Source organism: Clostridium sp. 1001283B150210_160208_E6 (assembly GCF_015669365.1).
Classification (GTDB): domain Bacteria; phylum Bacillota; class Clostridia; order Clostridiales; family Clostridiaceae; genus Clostridium; species Clostridium paraputrificum.
Genome location: NZ_JADPAA010000008.1, coordinates 105,242 through 120,326 on the forward strand (window position 1 = coordinate 105,242; position 15,085 = coordinate 120,326).

16 protein-coding genes are annotated in these 15,085 nt (G+C 30.4%); 12 read left to right on the top strand and 4 right to left on the bottom strand.

The features are described from left to right. The first annotated feature begins 47 nt into the window (after positions 1 to 47). The 10 genes from I4V16_RS10240 (at position 48) to I4V16_RS10285 (ending at position 8,467) form a co-directional block, all read left to right on the top strand. Positions 48 to 833, top strand: coding sequence for a TatD family hydrolase (locus I4V16_RS10240; protein WP_049178130.1), 786 nt, complete (start codon positions 48 to 50; stop codon positions 831 to 833). 255 nt (positions 834 to 1,088) lie between these two features. Further along, positions 1,089 to 2,135, top strand: a complete 1,047-nt coding sequence (locus I4V16_RS10245; RefSeq protein ID WP_049178131.1) for a 3D domain-containing protein — start codon at positions 1,089 to 1,091, stop codon at positions 2,133 to 2,135. Positions 2,136 to 2,243: 108 nt separating this feature from the next. Continuing rightward, positions 2,244 to 2,792 carry a ribonuclease M5 gene (gene rnmV / locus I4V16_RS10250; protein WP_049178133.1) on the top strand — a complete coding sequence of 183 codons (549 nt, stop codon included), beginning with the start codon at positions 2,244 to 2,246 and terminating at the stop codon, positions 2,790 to 2,792. Between the two features lie 3 nt (positions 2,793 to 2,795). Further along, positions 2,796 to 3,644: a 16S rRNA (adenine(1518)-N(6)/adenine(1519)-N(6))-dimethyltransferase RsmA gene (gene rsmA, locus I4V16_RS10255; RefSeq protein ID WP_099329221.1), complete on the top strand. Its 849-nt coding sequence runs from the start codon at positions 2,796 to 2,798 to the stop codon at positions 3,642 to 3,644. Positions 3,645 to 3,764: 120 nt separating this feature from the next. After that, entirely contained in the window at positions 3,765 to 5,072 is a 1,308-nt protein-coding gene (locus I4V16_RS10260) for a hypothetical protein (protein WP_111938098.1), read from the top strand. A 14-nt stretch (positions 5,073 to 5,086) separates the two neighbouring features. Next, positions 5,087 to 5,656: a hypothetical protein gene (locus I4V16_RS10265; RefSeq protein WP_049178136.1), complete on the top strand. Its 570-nt coding sequence runs from the start codon at positions 5,087 to 5,089 to the stop codon at positions 5,654 to 5,656. 97 nt (positions 5,657 to 5,753) lie between these two features. Beyond that, on the top strand, positions 5,754 to 6,524 hold the full coding sequence (locus I4V16_RS10270) for a prolipoprotein diacylglyceryl transferase (RefSeq protein ID WP_049178138.1): 771 nt from the start codon (positions 5,754 to 5,756) through the stop codon (positions 6,522 to 6,524). Next, entirely contained in the window at positions 6,511 to 7,344 is an 834-nt protein-coding gene (locus I4V16_RS10275) for a hypothetical protein (RefSeq protein ID WP_318552306.1), read from the top strand. The genes I4V16_RS10270 and I4V16_RS10275 overlap by 14 nt, the downstream gene beginning before the upstream one ends. 25 nt (positions 7,345 to 7,369) lie before the next feature. Then, on the top strand, positions 7,370 to 8,206 hold the full coding sequence (locus I4V16_RS10280; protein WP_049178186.1) for an Mrp/NBP35 family ATP-binding protein: 837 nt from the start codon (positions 7,370 to 7,372) through the stop codon (positions 8,204 to 8,206). Positions 8,207 to 8,275: 69 nt separating this feature from the next. Then, a complete protein-coding gene (locus I4V16_RS10285) occupies positions 8,276 to 8,467 on the top strand; it encodes a ferredoxin (protein WP_049178139.1) in 192 nt (63 codons plus the stop codon). A 236-nt stretch (positions 8,468 to 8,703) separates the two neighbouring features. Here the strand turns inward: I4V16_RS10285 and I4V16_RS10290 are convergent, their stop codons facing one another. The 3 genes from I4V16_RS10290 to I4V16_RS10300 form a co-directional block, all read right to left on the bottom strand. After that, the gene (locus tag I4V16_RS10290) at positions 8,704 to 8,901 is read right to left on the bottom strand and encodes a hypothetical protein (protein WP_049178140.1); all 198 of its coding nucleotides are present in this window, start codon (positions 8,899 to 8,901) and stop codon (positions 8,704 to 8,706) included. Between the two features lie 63 nt (positions 8,902 to 8,964). Next, on the bottom strand, positions 8,965 to 9,399 hold the full coding sequence (locus tag I4V16_RS10295) for a PadR family transcriptional regulator (RefSeq protein ID WP_161799081.1): 435 nt from the start codon (positions 9,397 to 9,399) through the stop codon (positions 8,965 to 8,967). Between the two features lie 22 nt (positions 9,400 to 9,421). Continuing rightward, positions 9,422 to 10,267 carry a DegV family protein gene (locus I4V16_RS10300; RefSeq protein WP_049178142.1) on the bottom strand — a complete coding sequence of 282 codons (846 nt, stop codon included), beginning with the start codon at positions 10,265 to 10,267 and terminating at the stop codon, positions 9,422 to 9,424. 184 nt (positions 10,268 to 10,451) lie between these two features. On the opposite strand from I4V16_RS10300, the gene I4V16_RS10305 reads away from it, so the two are divergent. Further along, a complete protein-coding gene (locus tag I4V16_RS10305) occupies positions 10,452 to 11,492 on the top strand; it encodes a diguanylate cyclase (RefSeq protein ID WP_049178143.1) in 1,041 nt (346 codons plus the stop codon). Positions 11,493 to 11,524: 32 nt separating this feature from the next. Here the strand turns inward: I4V16_RS10305 and I4V16_RS10310 are convergent, their stop codons facing one another. After that, positions 11,525 to 12,511 carry a DUF3048 domain-containing protein gene (locus I4V16_RS10310; protein WP_195616986.1) on the bottom strand — a complete coding sequence of 329 codons (987 nt, stop codon included), beginning with the start codon at positions 12,509 to 12,511 and terminating at the stop codon, positions 11,525 to 11,527. A 223-nt stretch (positions 12,512 to 12,734) separates the two neighbouring features. Here I4V16_RS10310 and nrdD point away from each other — a divergent pair, with 223 nt between their 5' ends. Then, the gene (gene nrdD / locus I4V16_RS10315; protein WP_049178144.1) at positions 12,735 to 14,846 is read left to right on the top strand and encodes an anaerobic ribonucleoside-triphosphate reductase; all 2,112 of its coding nucleotides are present in this window, start codon (positions 12,735 to 12,737) and stop codon (positions 14,844 to 14,846) included. Positions 14,847 to 15,085: the final 239 nt, after the last annotated feature.

A 15,085-nucleotide genomic window follows, 5' to 3' on the forward strand; every position in this document is an offset into this window, starting at 1 on the left:
CAATGGTGTATAATATATAAATAAATTACTAGATAGGATGTGTTTATGTGGAAAATAAATATAGAATTTTTGATAGTCATGCTCATTATGATGATGATTCATTTGACAATGATAGAGAAGAGGTTTTTGCAGAGTTAGTAGAAAATGGGGTTATTGGAATACTAAATTGTTCCTCAACATATGATAGTGTTGGTAAAACTTGTAGGCTTATAGAAGAAAATAATTTTATTTATGGGGCTATAGGTATACATCCAGAGAACGCTAATGAGCTTACAGAAGATAGATTAGAAGAGTTTAGAAGAATTATTAATAAGAATGATAAGATAGTTGCAGTGGGTGAAATTGGATTAGATTACTATTGGGATGAAAATCCACCAAGAGATGTTCAAAAAGATGCATTTAGGGCTCAAATGAAGTTGGCAGAAGATATGAATCTTCCTGTGGTAATACATGATAGGGATGCCCACGCAGATACATTAGAAATTATTAAGGAGTTTCCTAATGTGGTAGGGGTAGTACACTGTTTTTCAGGAAGCGTAGAGTTTGCTAAGGAATGTGTAAAAAGAGGATATTATATTGGAGTTACAGGAGTGATAACATTTAAGAATGCTAAAAAGCTGGTAGAGGTGGTTAAAGAAATACCATTAGATAGGTTATTTGTAGAGACAGATTGTCCTTATATGTCACCTGAGCCTAATAGGGGAAAAAGAAATAGATCAGATTATATAAAATATGTAATAGAAAAGATTGCATTAATAAAAGAAGTAGACCCTATTACAGTTAATGAGACTGTTAATAAAAACTTTTTTAATTTGATAAAATTAAGGAAATAATGTAAAATGAATCTATAATTGAATAAAAATCCAATATAAGGTAATAATTCAAAAAGAGGCTATGTATAATTTAGTAATATCATTTATTTTTAGGAGCCCAATAAGAACAAAAAAGCTATTATAATTATTTTATTATTCTTTTATGCACAAGGTGCATTTTATGTATGTTCATTAGTAGCAAGAGTATGAAATTTGACAATTAGTGCAAATTTGATATATAATTCAAAAGACGCTCTTGCCAAGGGAGGGAAATAAATGGTAGAAAAATTTAAGGAACACTTAAAGAAAAGTTTTTCTAACGGTCCGAAGGCAAAGATTTTGTTAGGATTAACTGCTTTAGCAGTAATTTTAACTATGACAGTTGTCAGCATGAGAAAGACAGTAAATATAAGTATAGACGGAAGTAATGAAACATTTGTCACATATAAAGGGACTGTTAAAGATGTGTTGGAAAATCAAGGCATCGAATTAGGTGCTAAGGATAAAGTACAACCATCCTTAGAATCCAAGGTATCAGAAAACCAAGAAATTACTATTAAGAAAGCTGTACCAGTAAAAGTTGTTATAGCTGGCCAAGAATTAGAGCTAGAAACAGCTGAGGATACAATAGGAGAGATGCTAGTAGCAGAAACAGATATGCTTAAAGAAAAAGGCATAGAATATCAAGAGGGTTATGATATAGTAACACCTTCTGTAGATACTCCAATTAAATCCGACTTAGATGTTCAAGTAGTACAGGTAACAGTAGAGGAAGTTGTTGAGACACAAGTAATTCCATATAGCATTAAGACTACAGTAGATTATACTAAAGACGTATCTGATAAGGTAGTTACTCGTAAGGGCGTTAATGGTGAAAAGGAAGTAACATATAAGATTGTAAAGCATGATGGTGAAGTTGTTTCTAAAGAAGCAGTTAGCCAAAAGCCAATCAAGGCTGCCGAAGATCAATTAGTAGTTAAAGGTGGAGCGTACATTACAGCTAATAGAGGCGGTAATATAGTAGGAAAGAAAAGATTATTTATGGAATCAACAGCATACTCTGGACATGGAAAAACAGCTACAGGAAGAACACCAGTATATAATCCAGGAGGATTAAGTACAATTGCAGTAGACCCAAGAGTTATTCCACTTGGAAGTAAGGTTTGGGTAAAAGGTTATGGCTATGCTATAGCTGCAGATACTGGTGGTGCGATTAAAGGAAATATTATTGATGTTTACTTTAATTCTTCAAGTCAATGTAAAACTTGGGGAAGGAAGTATAACGTTGAAGTATTAGTAATTGCTTATCCAGGTGAATGGTAATTAATTTTAAGAGATAACGGAAAGTTATCTCTTATTTTTTTAGAAATTTGACATAATACATATATATATGTAAATTAAATATAGGTTTAAGTGAAAGGAAGAAACAATTTGATTAAAGAAGTTATAGTTGTAGAAGGAAGAGACGATATAACAGCAGTGAAAAAGGCTGTAGATGCAGAAATTATTGCAACTAGTGGGTTTGGTATAAATGCAAAGATTATAGAAAGAATAAGAGAAGCTCAAAAGAGGAAAGGGGTAATAGTACTTACAGACCCTGACTTTGCTGGAGAAAAGATTAGAAGTATAATATCAAAAAGAGTAAAAGGGGTAAAACATGCATATATTGCCCAAGAAGATGGACTTAAAGATGGGGATATTGGTGTGGAAAATGCTAGTCCAGAAACTATAATCAAAGCACTTGAAAATGCAAAAGTTACACTAGAGGAAAAAAGAGAATTTTTCGATATGAAAGATATGTTTAGATTTAAATTAACAGGAGTTGGAGACTCTAAAAAGAGAAGAATAATACTTGGTAAAGAGTTGGGCATAGGATATGGAAATGCAAATCAAATGATTTCTAGATTAAATAACTATGGCATAACTCCAGAAGAATTTATGGACGCTATTAAAAAAATAGAAGAACAATTAGGAGAATAGTAAATGGATATAAAAGATTATAAAACACAAGACTTAGTAAAGAAATATAATTTTAAGTTCTCAAAAAGTCTAGGTCAAAACTTTTTAATAGATGATTCGGTATTAACTGATATAGTAGAGGGTGCAGAAGTAAATAAAGATGATTTAATAATAGAAATAGGTCCAGGGGTAGGTTCATTAACTGCACAGTTAATAGGTAAGGCAAAGAAAGTTGTGTCAATTGAGTTAGATAATGACTTAATTCCCATACTTCAAGAAGAACTTGGACAGTATGAAAATTTTACACTTATTCATAAGGATGCATTAAAAGTTGATTTTAATGAGATTATTGGTGATGAGAAGAGTGTTAAGTTAGTTGCAAACTTACCTTATTATGTTACTACTCCAATAATAGTTAAATTACTTAAGGATAATTATAATTTTAAGTCTTTAACTATAATGATTCAAAAGGAAGTTGCAGAGAGAATAAATGCAGAGCCTAATTGTAAAGAATATGGTGCCCTATCATTACTTGTTCAATATTATTGTGATACTAAAATAGTAAGAAAGGTATCTCCGGGAAGCTTCATACCAAGACCAAAAGTAGATTCAATAGTAATAAGATTAGATAGGTTATCTGAAAAGAGAGTAGAAGTTAAAGATGAAAAACTTATGTTTGAAATAATTAGAAATGCATTCAATATGAGAAGAAAGACTATGTGGAATGCTGTTAAGTTTTTAGGAATGAAAAAGGAAGATATAGAGAAGGCTTTTGAATTATCGGGTATAGATCAAAAGAGAAGAGGAGAAACTTTATCATTACATGAATTTGCTATATTATCTGATAATATAATTAATATAAGAAATAGTTAATGCTTTATAAGGTAGATGAATACATCTACCTTTATTTTTTTAAGGAATACTTACAAAGGAATAATAAGGACCACTAAGCATATAATGTATTGAAGTAATATATGTGGAGGGAATAGGCGTTTGGCACATAATAAATTGTATAGAAACTTTATAATTTTACAGGAGGATGAGAAAACTCATGCTGCTTCAGGTGAAAAAGCCTTGTCAGGTTATGCAAAAATAGAGGCTAAAGGAGATAAATGCAAGATCTCTTTCTATGCACAAAACTTAAAGAGAGAAGAAAAGTATTCTATTTTACTTATATGTTATAAGAAAGACATGAAGCAAATAGTAGATTTAGGAGTATTGGAGATTAGTGATATAGGAAAAGGAGAAGCCTCTAAAGAGTATTATGTAAATAATATAGCAGGCTTAGATTTTTCTTATGATAAGATTTCTGGTGCAGCAATATGTAAGTATGTAGGCGGAGAACTTACATATTTAATGTATGGATTTATGAATGGCGAGAATGTAGGCGATAGTTGGAAAAAGTGCAAGGTGTTAAAGCATATTGACAAGAACAAAGAGGTTATAGAAGTAAAAGAAGTTAAGGAAGTAAAAAAGGTTGAAGAAGTTAAGTGTGTAGAGCCTGAACATAAAGAGCATCATGAAGAAAAAGAACATAAAGACCATCATGAAGATAAGTGCAAGGACGAAATGAAGGATAAATGCAAGGATGAAGTGAAAGATAAGTGTAAGGATGAAGTGAAAGATAAATGCAAGGATGATGATAAAGACTATCATGAAGAAATTAAAAAGAAAGATAAACATGATGAATGCAAAGAGGATCATCATAAAGAAGAAAAAGAAGAAAAGTGTGAAAATATAAATTATAGTAAACAAAAGTATACAGAAAATATGGGATGTATGGGAGCTTGTAAAAAGAGAGATGCAGTAGAATCAGAAGAGTATAGATTCGATGAGTACGAAGCACAAATAGTAGAAGAAAAGGAATTAGATCCTTATGATTTTGAAATGAGAGGTTCACTAGGTGAATTCTTTGAGAATATTATTAAGGACTTCGAAGAGGTTAAAAATAAGTTTAAGGAAATTAAGTATTGTAAATGGTATAAAGTTAATATTAAGAGTCTAGATGATATGTGCAATATATCTAATTATAATAAATATACAATAGCATATTATCCAATGTTAAACTACTATCCATATATCAAGAAGTATGGCTATTTCATGCTTGGCTATAAATGTGATGAAAAAGGAAACCTAAAGTATATAGTTTATGGGGTTCCTGGAAAGAAGGATAAAGATGAACAACCTTACGCTGGAAAGACAGGTTTTGTTACTTGGATGAGTGGTGACAAAGATAAAGAAGGTTGTTGGTTAATGTTCTACGATTATAAGAATTCAACAGTTGTAGTTCCAATGAAGTAGGATAACCTGATTAAATGAAGAAAAAGCAATTATTAATGACTGCTGTATTGGTAATTCTAGTAATAATATTAATTTTTTCTCAAAGATTCTTTAATAATAATTTTAAACAGGTAGCTTTATTAGATAATGATATAAGCTCCCTAGAGGAATTTTCAATGAAGAATCAGGGATATTCATATTCTATACCAGAAACTTGGGTGGTCAAAGAAAAAGCGGAAAACTCATATAAACTTTATCAAGCAGAGTTTAATAGCGAAGAAAAAAATATAATGGGATATGTAGAATTATTGAGTACTGAAGAAGATGTGAAGGTATTAGCACAAAAAGATATAGACAACCTTGCCCTTAAGCATAGTAATGAGAATATTGAAAATTATAGTTGTAATGGTTACAAAGGAATTAAATTAGAATATACAACTAAGGTAGAGAATGGGTATTCTTTTATAAATACAAATTATTACTTAAGGTTAGGTGATACAAAGGTTGGTAAGTTTGCTTTTACAGCAAAGAAGGGATCATATAAAGATAATATGAATGCTATATATGATGTAATAGTATCAAGCATTAGTGCACAAAAGAAATAAGAATTTGCCATTAATAACTTAAAGTATTATAATTTAAATATTAGGAGAAGCTATTAAGCTTCTCCTAATTTATTAGATTATAAAGTAAGGAGGAGTCATGAGGTTAGTTTTATTTGAAATTTTTGGACATAATGTCTACAGTTATGGTCTTATGATTGCCATAGGTGTAATTGTGGCTGGATATATGTTTACAAAGAGAGCCGAAAAGTTAGGTTATGATGAAGATAAAGTATTTAACTTAATTGTAATAGCTGTTATATGTGGTGTCCTAGGTGGTAAGTTATTATTTATAATAACTGAATTTAAAAATATAATTAAAAATCCGTCTATTTTATTAAATTTTGGTGAGGGCTTTGTTATATATGGAGCTATTATATTAGGGGCATTATCTATATACATTTATTGTAGAAAGAATAAGTGGAATACTGTGAAGATATTTGATTGTGTTGTTCCAGGAGTAGCATTAGCACAAGGATTTGGAAGAATAGGATGTTTTCTAGCAGGATGTTGTTATGGGGCTGAAACCACAGGCAAGTTTGGCGTAATATTCCCAGAAGGAGCTTTAGCGCCAGCAGGGGTATCCTTATATCCAACACAAATATATTCTGCTATTTTTGATTTTGCCTTAGCAGCTTTTCTTATATGGTACTCTAAAAGGAATAGGGTAGACGGACATATTTTCTCCTTATATGTTATTATATATAGTGTAGGAAGATTCCTAGTAGAATTTTTACGAAATGATCCAAGAGGAAATGTTGGAGTTTTATCCACATCACAATTTATAGCTATCTTTACATTTATATTTGGATTAGCTGTATATTTTATTCAAAAACAAAAGGAGAGAAAAAAGGAAAGTGAAGAAGTATAGATTTACTCTAGTGTCCGTATTTATATTTATATGTATGTCTTTAACGGGTTGTGGTCTAATAGATACTGCTTTAGTAAAGGTTGGCTTTAAAAATACTGATTTTGATTATTTACTTCAAAATAAGGTGGATAAAATAATTATTCAAAGCTCAAGAGATGCTGGGTTTAGATTTATTGTAAATGATCAGAGTGCAATACAAAATATATATAAGATACTTTCAAAGGGAAATATTAAGGATGAAAAAACATCCCTTGATCCGGACTATGTATTTGAAATATATATGGGAGATGAAGTTAAGTCCTATAACTATGTAGTTAGCGTAGATGAAAGAGGTGTAGGAAACTTTTATGATGAAAATAACTCTTATCTTGTTTCAAAAAGTCTAGATGATAGTATAACTCAAAATTTATCCTTTATAAGAAAACCAAGAGAATTTGAAGATATTTACTATAATTCTATATTGCAGGTATTAGAATTAAAAAAGGATGAATTATCAAAAGGTGATAATAAGGTAGGTATAGATATAACTGGAGACGTAGATTGTTTAAAATATATGTTTTCTGTTGATTTAAAAAAGTTTGAAAAAAACTTAGATAAAGTTGTTGCTGGTACAAAGTTGATTAATAATAATTCGGAAGAATTTGATACTGTTATAACTGTAAAGAATAAGGGTTATAGTTCAAAGAAATTTAGAACTGTAATAACTGTAGATAATAAAAAGGATAAAGTTTATGAAACCTATTATGTAGTAGGAAATTATGAATATAAGAGCTGGGATATATACATAGGAAACCCAGGAGAAAAACCAGATGAATGGTAATTAATATACAATGGAGGAAGAGGAAATGAGTAGTTGTGATAATTGTCCAAGTAAAGGAACATGTTCTTCACAAGGTACATCAACATGTTCAATTAAAGTTTTACCTAAGTATGGTAATGTAAAGAATGTTATAGGAGTAATTAGCGGTAAAGGTGGAGTTGGTAAATCTACTGTTACAGGAATAATGGCTTCAATGCTTAGAAAGAAAGGTTATTCTGTTGGTGTATTAGATGCAGATATAACAGGACCTTCCATGCCAAGGTTCTTTGGAATAAACCAAAAGAGAGGGCAAATAGTTCCTATTGATGAGAATACAGTTAAGTTTATACCTGTAGAAACTAATTCGGGTATAAAAGTTATGTCTATGAATTTAGTTACACAAGTTGAAGATCAACCTGTTATTTGGAGAGGTCCAGTAATAACTGGGGTTTTAAACCAAATGTATGTAGATACTGAGTGGGGAGATTTAGATTACTTATTAATAGATATGCCTCCAGGAACAGGGGATATAGCTTTAACAGTAATGCAAGATTTCCCTATAAAGGAATTAGTAATTGTATCTACACCTCAAGATATGGTGTCAATGATAGTTAAAAAAGTTGTAATAATGGCCGAGAAGATAGGTATAAAAATAAAAGGTGTAGTTGAAAACATGTCTTACATTACATGTACAGATTGTGATAAAAAAATAAGAGTGTTTAGTAAGAAGTCAGCAGAAGAACATGCTGAATATCTAGGGTTACCATTATTAGGTGAATTGCCAATAGATTTAGACTTTACAGAAGCCTTAGAAGAAGGTAAAGCAGAAGAATATGTAATAGATAGTCCATTATACTCTTTAATTTTTGAAGGATTATATTAGATAAAGTAATAATTTTTTCTTCCTTGGGTAAGCTATGTATGTAAATTCCTATAGGAAGGAGAATGAATAATGAAAGCAGTAGTAGATCAAGATACTTGTATAGGATGTGGATTATGCCCATCTATTTGTGAAGAGGTGTTTGAATTACAAGATGATGGAAAGGCTCATGTAATTGTTGATGAGGTTCCTTCAAATTGTGAAGATGCAGCTGTAGATGCTCAAGCAAGTTGCCCTGTAAGTGCAATTACTTGTGGTGATTAATCAATAAAAAGATGCCAAGAGGCATCTTTTTTTATGTTTAGGAAATTATAAAATTTTAATTCGCTATAAATCAAAGGTATTATTAAAATTCCATATTAAAAAATATAAAATCAAGGATAATAATTTTATAATTTCCTTACCTTCAGTATGAGTGGGGTAGCTATTTATTTTGATGTGACTTGGAGCGTAGCTACGGAACAAGCAAAATAAATAGCCACTCCACCTTTTTATTTTAACTAAAAGAAATCTAGTAATTTTTCATTTGTTAGATTAGTGTTAGAATTATAATTTGTAGGAATTGATATATTAGATAGTGTAATCATATCTCCTACGTTGGAATCCGTAACTTCAGATGATGGAATCGAAATAGTTTCACCATCTTCAAGGCATACAAAAGCTTCTGAAAAGTTCTTATCAATTATTATTCCTCTCATTTTACTACCTCCTTATATTTAGCATGGCAATAAAAAGAAAAGATATACTCATAAAAAGTATATCTAATAAATATCTCGATAAATTATTTTAAAGACTTTTAATGCTTCTTCAATTTTAGGCTTTAAAAGTTGTTTTTTATTTTCAAACTCTAACATTCCTGCTGGGGTTAAAGTATATATCTTTTGAAATTTTTTGTCTAGATCATCCCATTCTCCAATAATTAAATCCTGCTTCTCTAATTTTTTTAGAAGAGGGTAGATACCTCCTGTACTAGGAATCCATAAACCACCAGTTCTTTGACCTATTTTGTGTGATATATCATTTCCGTTTGAAGGGCCAAGACTTAAGATGTAAAGAACATATATAGGGAGAAGTCCTTTTGTAAAGACCTGACCTACAGCTTCCTTTTCTTTCTGAACCTTCTTTAGTTGAGCAACCTTTTGTTTATATTCTTCATACAGTTGTTTTTCTGCAGCTTTTATTTCTTGAGGACTCATAGAGGATAAATCATTCATTAATTTATTCTACCTCTTGAACTATAAAACCTACTAGACCAGGACCAGTATGAACTCCAAGAGCAGGACCAATTGAACCAGTTTCTATATTATTTATATTATCTAAGTCCTTAAAGGAATTGTAAAGATCCTTGCAGTCTTCCTCGGAATGACCATGAAGAACCCAAACATTACATTTACCTTTCTCTAAGTAACTATCTAAGATCTTACGTAACTTTGTAAGAGATTGTTTTCTTCCTCTTACTTTTGCATAAGTATTATAAATACCATCATCACCAACTTCTATAATTGGTTTAAGGCTTAATATTTCTCCTATTGTTCCTGATACCTTACCAATTCTTCCACCTTTTTTTAAGTATTCTAATGTATTAAGTGTAAAATAGCATTGAACCTTAGGTCTTAGGGTTGGTAATATAGATACGATTTCTTCAAATGTTTTTCCTTCTTCAACTAGTTTTGCAGCCTCAATAACTAAGCAACCTTCTGCCATTGTTAAAGTTTTTGTATCAAATACAAATGAAGTTAATTTAGGATGGTCTTCAAGTACTAACCTAATAGAATTACTAGTACCAGAAAGGGCACTAGAAATATTTATGGATATAACATGAGTGTATCCTTCCTTTTCAAATTCATCTAATATCTCATTTATTCTTTCTACATTTGGTAAAGAAGTTGTAGGAATCTCCTTGTGTAAAGAAGAGTATACTTCTTCAGGACTTATATCAACTTTATCCTCATATTCTTTACCTGAATATATTATTCTAAAAGGTGCAACTTTTATATTATATTTTTCTATAATGTCATTTGTTATATCTGAAGCACTATCTGTAATTATACCTATCTTTTGCATATAAAAACCTCCTAATATTTATATAGATAATATATGTAATTTTCTTAAACCTTATCACTATTGATATAGTTAACTATATCAAAAGTGATAAGGTTATTCAATAATAAAATAGGAATTAAAAAACTGTACCAGCATAATAAAAAGTAATATAATTTATATAATACGCTACATAAGTGGAGGAGCTATGAAAAGTGATTTTTTTGTTACTATTTATCTCATTACAGTATTTAGTATTCTAATAGTACAAGCGTTAAAGATAAAAGAGTTAAGGAATAGAATAAATGAATCAGATAGAATAAGAAAAGAAATGTGTATATTAGGTGATAAGATTCAATTAATAAAAACTAAGCAAGAGGTTTATGATTTAATTTTAACAACAGCACTCAATGTTATTCAAAAAGGAAATAAGGGTAGCATATTGATTCAGGAAGAAGATAGATTATTTCATTATAAGACTATAAGGGGATTTAATAGTGATATTAGTTTGAGTCCTTTACCTAAGGAAGAGTTAGCTTTATACAAATATAATGGTTGCAAAGATACTGCTATTTTAAAGTCAAGTTTAGGGCATAAGAACGAGTATATATTAGTTTCTCCAATAAGCTCTGATGGTAAGCTTATAGGGGTTATAAATATATATTCTGGTGAGGGAAGCCATAAATTTACAGAGGAAGATATAAAATTATTAAGATATATAAAGCGTGAGTTCGAAGCAGAAATTAAAAACTTTTTAACGCAAGATAAATTAAAACATATGGCAACTCATGATGAACTAACAGGACTTTATAACAGAAGAAGTTTTAATCAAATATTTGAAGATGAATTAAATGAGGTTAGGAAGAATGGTATAGAAAGTGTTCTTGCAATTATTGACTTAGATAATTTTAAAGTTATAAATGATACATTTGGACACAGAGCTGGTGATGCAGCTTTAGTTAAAATGGCATCTGCAATGAGAAAGTGTCTTGGAGAAAATGATACTTATGCAAGAATGTCAGGGGATGAGTTTGTAATAATATTTAGGAAATCAACTATTGAAGATGTAAAAGAAAAGCTATCTAGAATAAATGATATTCTAGCCATGAGTTCAGAAAATATAAAAATAGGATTTACATATGGATTAGCAACAATAAGTATTGATTCAACTATGAAAAAGAATGAAATATTTTCTTGTGCAGATAGGATGCTATTTATAGAAAAGAGAAAGAAAAAGGTAGGAAGATAGGAAGAATCTCGCAAAAGCGAGATTCTTTTATTTTAATATTTAATGCTAGTTTTATTATCTACAATATGCCAAATAGTTTTACCAGCGGAAAGAGGAAGTTCATTTCCGTTCATATCATATAATTTTGTTTCAGATAGTTCGCTATATTTTCTCCATTTGATATCTAAGATTTTTCCATTACTTAATAGAAGACCATCCCCTTCACCAATTAGGTTTATATCAAGATGCAATCCATCTTCCCCCAACTTTATATCAGTCTTTTGTATTATTACATTGGAGAACTCAAGTGGAGATTCATATGCCATATCCCATGCTTTTTCACCATCCATGTACTTAGTGTAAACATTATTGTTATAAGTGTAGGAAGTATTGTAATGATTATTAATAGTTATTAAAATGTTATCGCATGCTTTATAATCATCCTTCTTGTAATATTCATTGTCAAAGTTAGAGAAGCTTTTAGGTTTTACATTCCAATCATTAGTAGATATAAAACTGCGTATTTTCTCAGATGAGGTATATAGGTTGTGAGGAGCTTTTCTTGTAGAATCTCTCCAAAAGTAATGCTCTTTAGATATCTCGTTTATACTCATTATAGAATTATCTTGTTTAATTTCATTTAATGCATCTAAGGAACCTCCGCAATGGGCAAAAGGTAGCGAGTTTTCTCTAGAAAGTGTTATATAGTAAGGTCTAACACTTCTAACCGGTCCAATTGTAGAGGGTGATTGGCTATGGAATAAAGCCATAAATCTTGGTATACCACCTTCAGCAGAGGTTTCATAAATAATATCTGCTTGTGATAAACCGCTTTGTGGACGAGCAGCTGGTGAGTTTTCTACCATAACCATAAAAGGAGTATTGTTTATAGAAGTTTGATCACATTCTTCTCCTGTATAAGGAAAAGAATATTTGGTTTCCACTACATTAGTAGTATTAACTGCTTCTTTTTTATTGCAACCATAAAGGCAGCTTCCTAGTAAAGTTGTTATTATTATTATAGCTAATCTTTTTCTCATCATTCTCTCCTTAACAAAAATAAAAATAGGTATAGTACTAGTTTATTCATTTATTAGAAAAATAATACAAACAAATAAAAAGTGAAGATAAGTGGACAAATAGTATAGTAAATGAAGGTATTTTGATAAAATTGAAAATTGTGGAATATTGAAGTGTGAGATTTAATAAAGTATAATTATAAAGGTGACAGGCACAATATATTGTATGGAAGGGGAATTGCTAATGCTATATGTAGTTAAGAGAGATGGCAGAACAGTTGAGTTTAATATCGATAAGATATCTAACGCTATAAAGAAGGCAGCTACTGAAGAGGGGGTAAGTTTAAAGACTAGTCAGGTGTTTGACTGTGTGCAAAAGGTTATAAATTACATAGAAATGACAGAGAAAGAAAATATATCTGTAGAAGAAGTTCAAAACTTAGTTGAAAAGGCATTAAGAGATAGTGGCCATGAAAACATTGCTATATCATATTCAACTTATAGAAAAGAGAGAACAAAGGTTAGAGAAATTAAGTCTGATTTAATGAAAGCAATTCAACAAATAGGGTATGAAACAGATAGAGATAATGCCAATGTAGGAAATAATTTTAGTTCTAAACTTTTAAGGATAGCATCTGAATCAAATAAATGGCATACATTAGCTAGTATGCCTAAGAAATTAGCAAAGGCTCATGAAACAGGAGATTTATATTATCACGATTTAGATAGTTATAATTTAACTACAAATTGTCTTCATATTCCTACTAGAGAGGTGTTAGAAAAAGGTTTTAACACAGGATATGGAACAATAAATTCACCTAAAAGAATAGAAACAGCAGCAGAGTTATCATGTATACTTCTACAATCAACGCAAAATGATATGTTTGGAGGTCAATCTCATCCAGATTTTGATAACGATTTAGGTATATTTGTTGAACCAACAAGAAAAGAAATAAAAAAGGAATTAGAGGAATTAGGAGTTCCAAGTGAAAGAATAGAGGGTATATTAGAGAAAAAAGTTACAGAAAGAATACATCAAGCAATGCAAGGTGTTGTGTTTAACCTAAATACTATGCATTCTAGAGCTGGTTCTCAAGTTCCATTTAGTTCTGTTAATATAGGTATTCCTAACAGTGATGATGCAGCTTTAGTGTGTGAAATATTTTTAGAAGAATATGAAAAGGGATTAGGAAAGGGTGAGCAACCTATATTCCCTAATATTATATTTAGAGTAAAAGAGGGAGTTAATAGGGAAGAAGGAGATCCATATTACTATTTATATGAATTAGCTTGCAGAGTAGCAGCTAAAAGGATGAATCCTACTTTTATGAATATTGATGCTGATTTTAATAAGGAATATTATGATAAGGGATATATGCCAGCTACTATGGGATGTAGAACATATCTGATGAAAAATGTTAATGGGGAACCAGGATGTAAAGGAAGAGGAAATATAGCTCCAACAACAATAAACTTACCTAGAATAGGGCTTCAAGCAAAGGGTGATATTGATAAATTCTTTGAATTATTCCAACAGAGAATTGATTTGGCTGAAGAAGCATTAATGCATAGATATGGAATATTAAAGAATCTAAGAGTTAAAGATTTACCTTTTGTTGCAGGACAGCATCTAATGAAAGGTTCAGAAGGGCTTAATGAAGAAGATTCTATAGAGCCAATATTAAAACAAGGAACTTGGGGAATTGGATTTATAGGTTTAGCAGAGACTTTAGTAGCTTTAACAGGAAAACATCATGGGGAAGACCCAACTTCGAGGGAACTTGGTGAGAAGATAATTACATTCCTTAGAAGTAATATAGATAGATTAACTGAAAAAACTCATCTTAACTGGAGTTGTTATGCTACACCAGCAGAAGGACTTTCAGGAAAGTTTATAAAACAAGACCAAAAGATGTTTGGGATTTTAAAGGGAATTACAGATAAAGAATATTATACAAATAGTTATCATATACCTGTTGGTTTCCCAATATCAATTAAAGATAAAATTGATATTGAAGCACCTTACCATAAGCTTTGTAATGGAGGCCATATCAGTTATATAGAGGTAGATGATAATCCCACAGGAGATACAATAAAAGATATAATTGATTATGCATATAAAAATACTAATATAAGTTATCTTGGTGTTAATTTTCATATAAGGTATTGCAAGGATTGTGGAGAAACTTTGCATAACCACGAGTGTGCATGTCCTAAATGTGGAAGTAATGACATACAAGGAATTTCAAGAGTAACAGGATATCTAAGCTTAGATGAAAGATTTGGATCTGGAAAGTCGCATGAAAGAGATGATAGAATAACCCATACAGAATCACACGAGTCCACATATAAGTAGGAAAAGGATGCAATTAAGTTGCATCCTTTTTTATTTGCATAGTGCAATTTTTATAATAAATCTTGCAATAATTAGTAGTATTTTAGTGATAATTTAAAAATATATATAAAATATTGAATTGAAACTATACAAAACTTGCAAAAATCTTTGTTTTTCTATTGTTAATAATAATTTGGTGTGATAGAATAAAATGGTAAAATAGTAAATTGCTATATCCACTGATTTTTTGGGGCTTCATA

Excerpts from the sequence above, each read along its gene's own strand:
- I4V16_RS10245 (WP_049178131.1), top strand. The coding sequence starts at position 1,089 with ATGGTAGAAAAATTTAAGGAACACTTAAAGAAAAGTTTTTCTAACGGT.
- I4V16_RS10310 (WP_195616986.1), bottom strand. The coding sequence starts at position 12,511 with ATGAGAAAAAGATTAGCTATAATAATAATAACAACTTTACTAGGAAGC.
- I4V16_RS10305 (WP_049178143.1), top strand. The coding sequence starts at position 10,452 with ATGAAAAGTGATTTTTTTGTTACTATTTATCTCATTACAGTATTTAGT.
- I4V16_RS10295 (WP_161799081.1), bottom strand. The coding sequence starts at position 9,399 with ATGAGTCCTCAAGAAATAAAAGCTGCAGAAAAACAACTGTATGAAGAA.
- I4V16_RS10280 (WP_049178186.1), top strand. The coding sequence starts at position 7,370 with ATGAGTAGTTGTGATAATTGTCCAAGTAAAGGAACATGTTCTTCACAA.
- I4V16_RS10265 (WP_049178136.1), top strand. The coding sequence starts at position 5,087 with ATGAAGAAAAAGCAATTATTAATGACTGCTGTATTGGTAATTCTAGTA.
- I4V16_RS10290 (WP_049178140.1), bottom strand. The coding sequence starts at position 8,901 with ATGAGAGGAATAATAATTGATAAGAACTTTTCAGAAGCTTTTGTATGC.
- I4V16_RS10300 (WP_049178142.1), bottom strand. The coding sequence starts at position 10,267 with ATGCAAAAGATAGGTATAATTACAGATAGTGCTTCAGATATAACAAAT.
- rsmA (WP_099329221.1), top strand. The coding sequence starts at position 2,796 with ATGGATATAAAAGATTATAAAACACAAGACTTAGTAAAGAAATATAAT.
- I4V16_RS10270 (WP_049178138.1), top strand. The coding sequence starts at position 5,754 with ATGAGGTTAGTTTTATTTGAAATTTTTGGACATAATGTCTACAGTTAT.
- nrdD (WP_049178144.1), top strand. The coding sequence starts at position 12,735 with ATGCTATATGTAGTTAAGAGAGATGGCAGAACAGTTGAGTTTAATATC.
- I4V16_RS10285 (WP_049178139.1), top strand. The coding sequence starts at position 8,276 with ATGAAAGCAGTAGTAGATCAAGATACTTGTATAGGATGTGGATTATGC.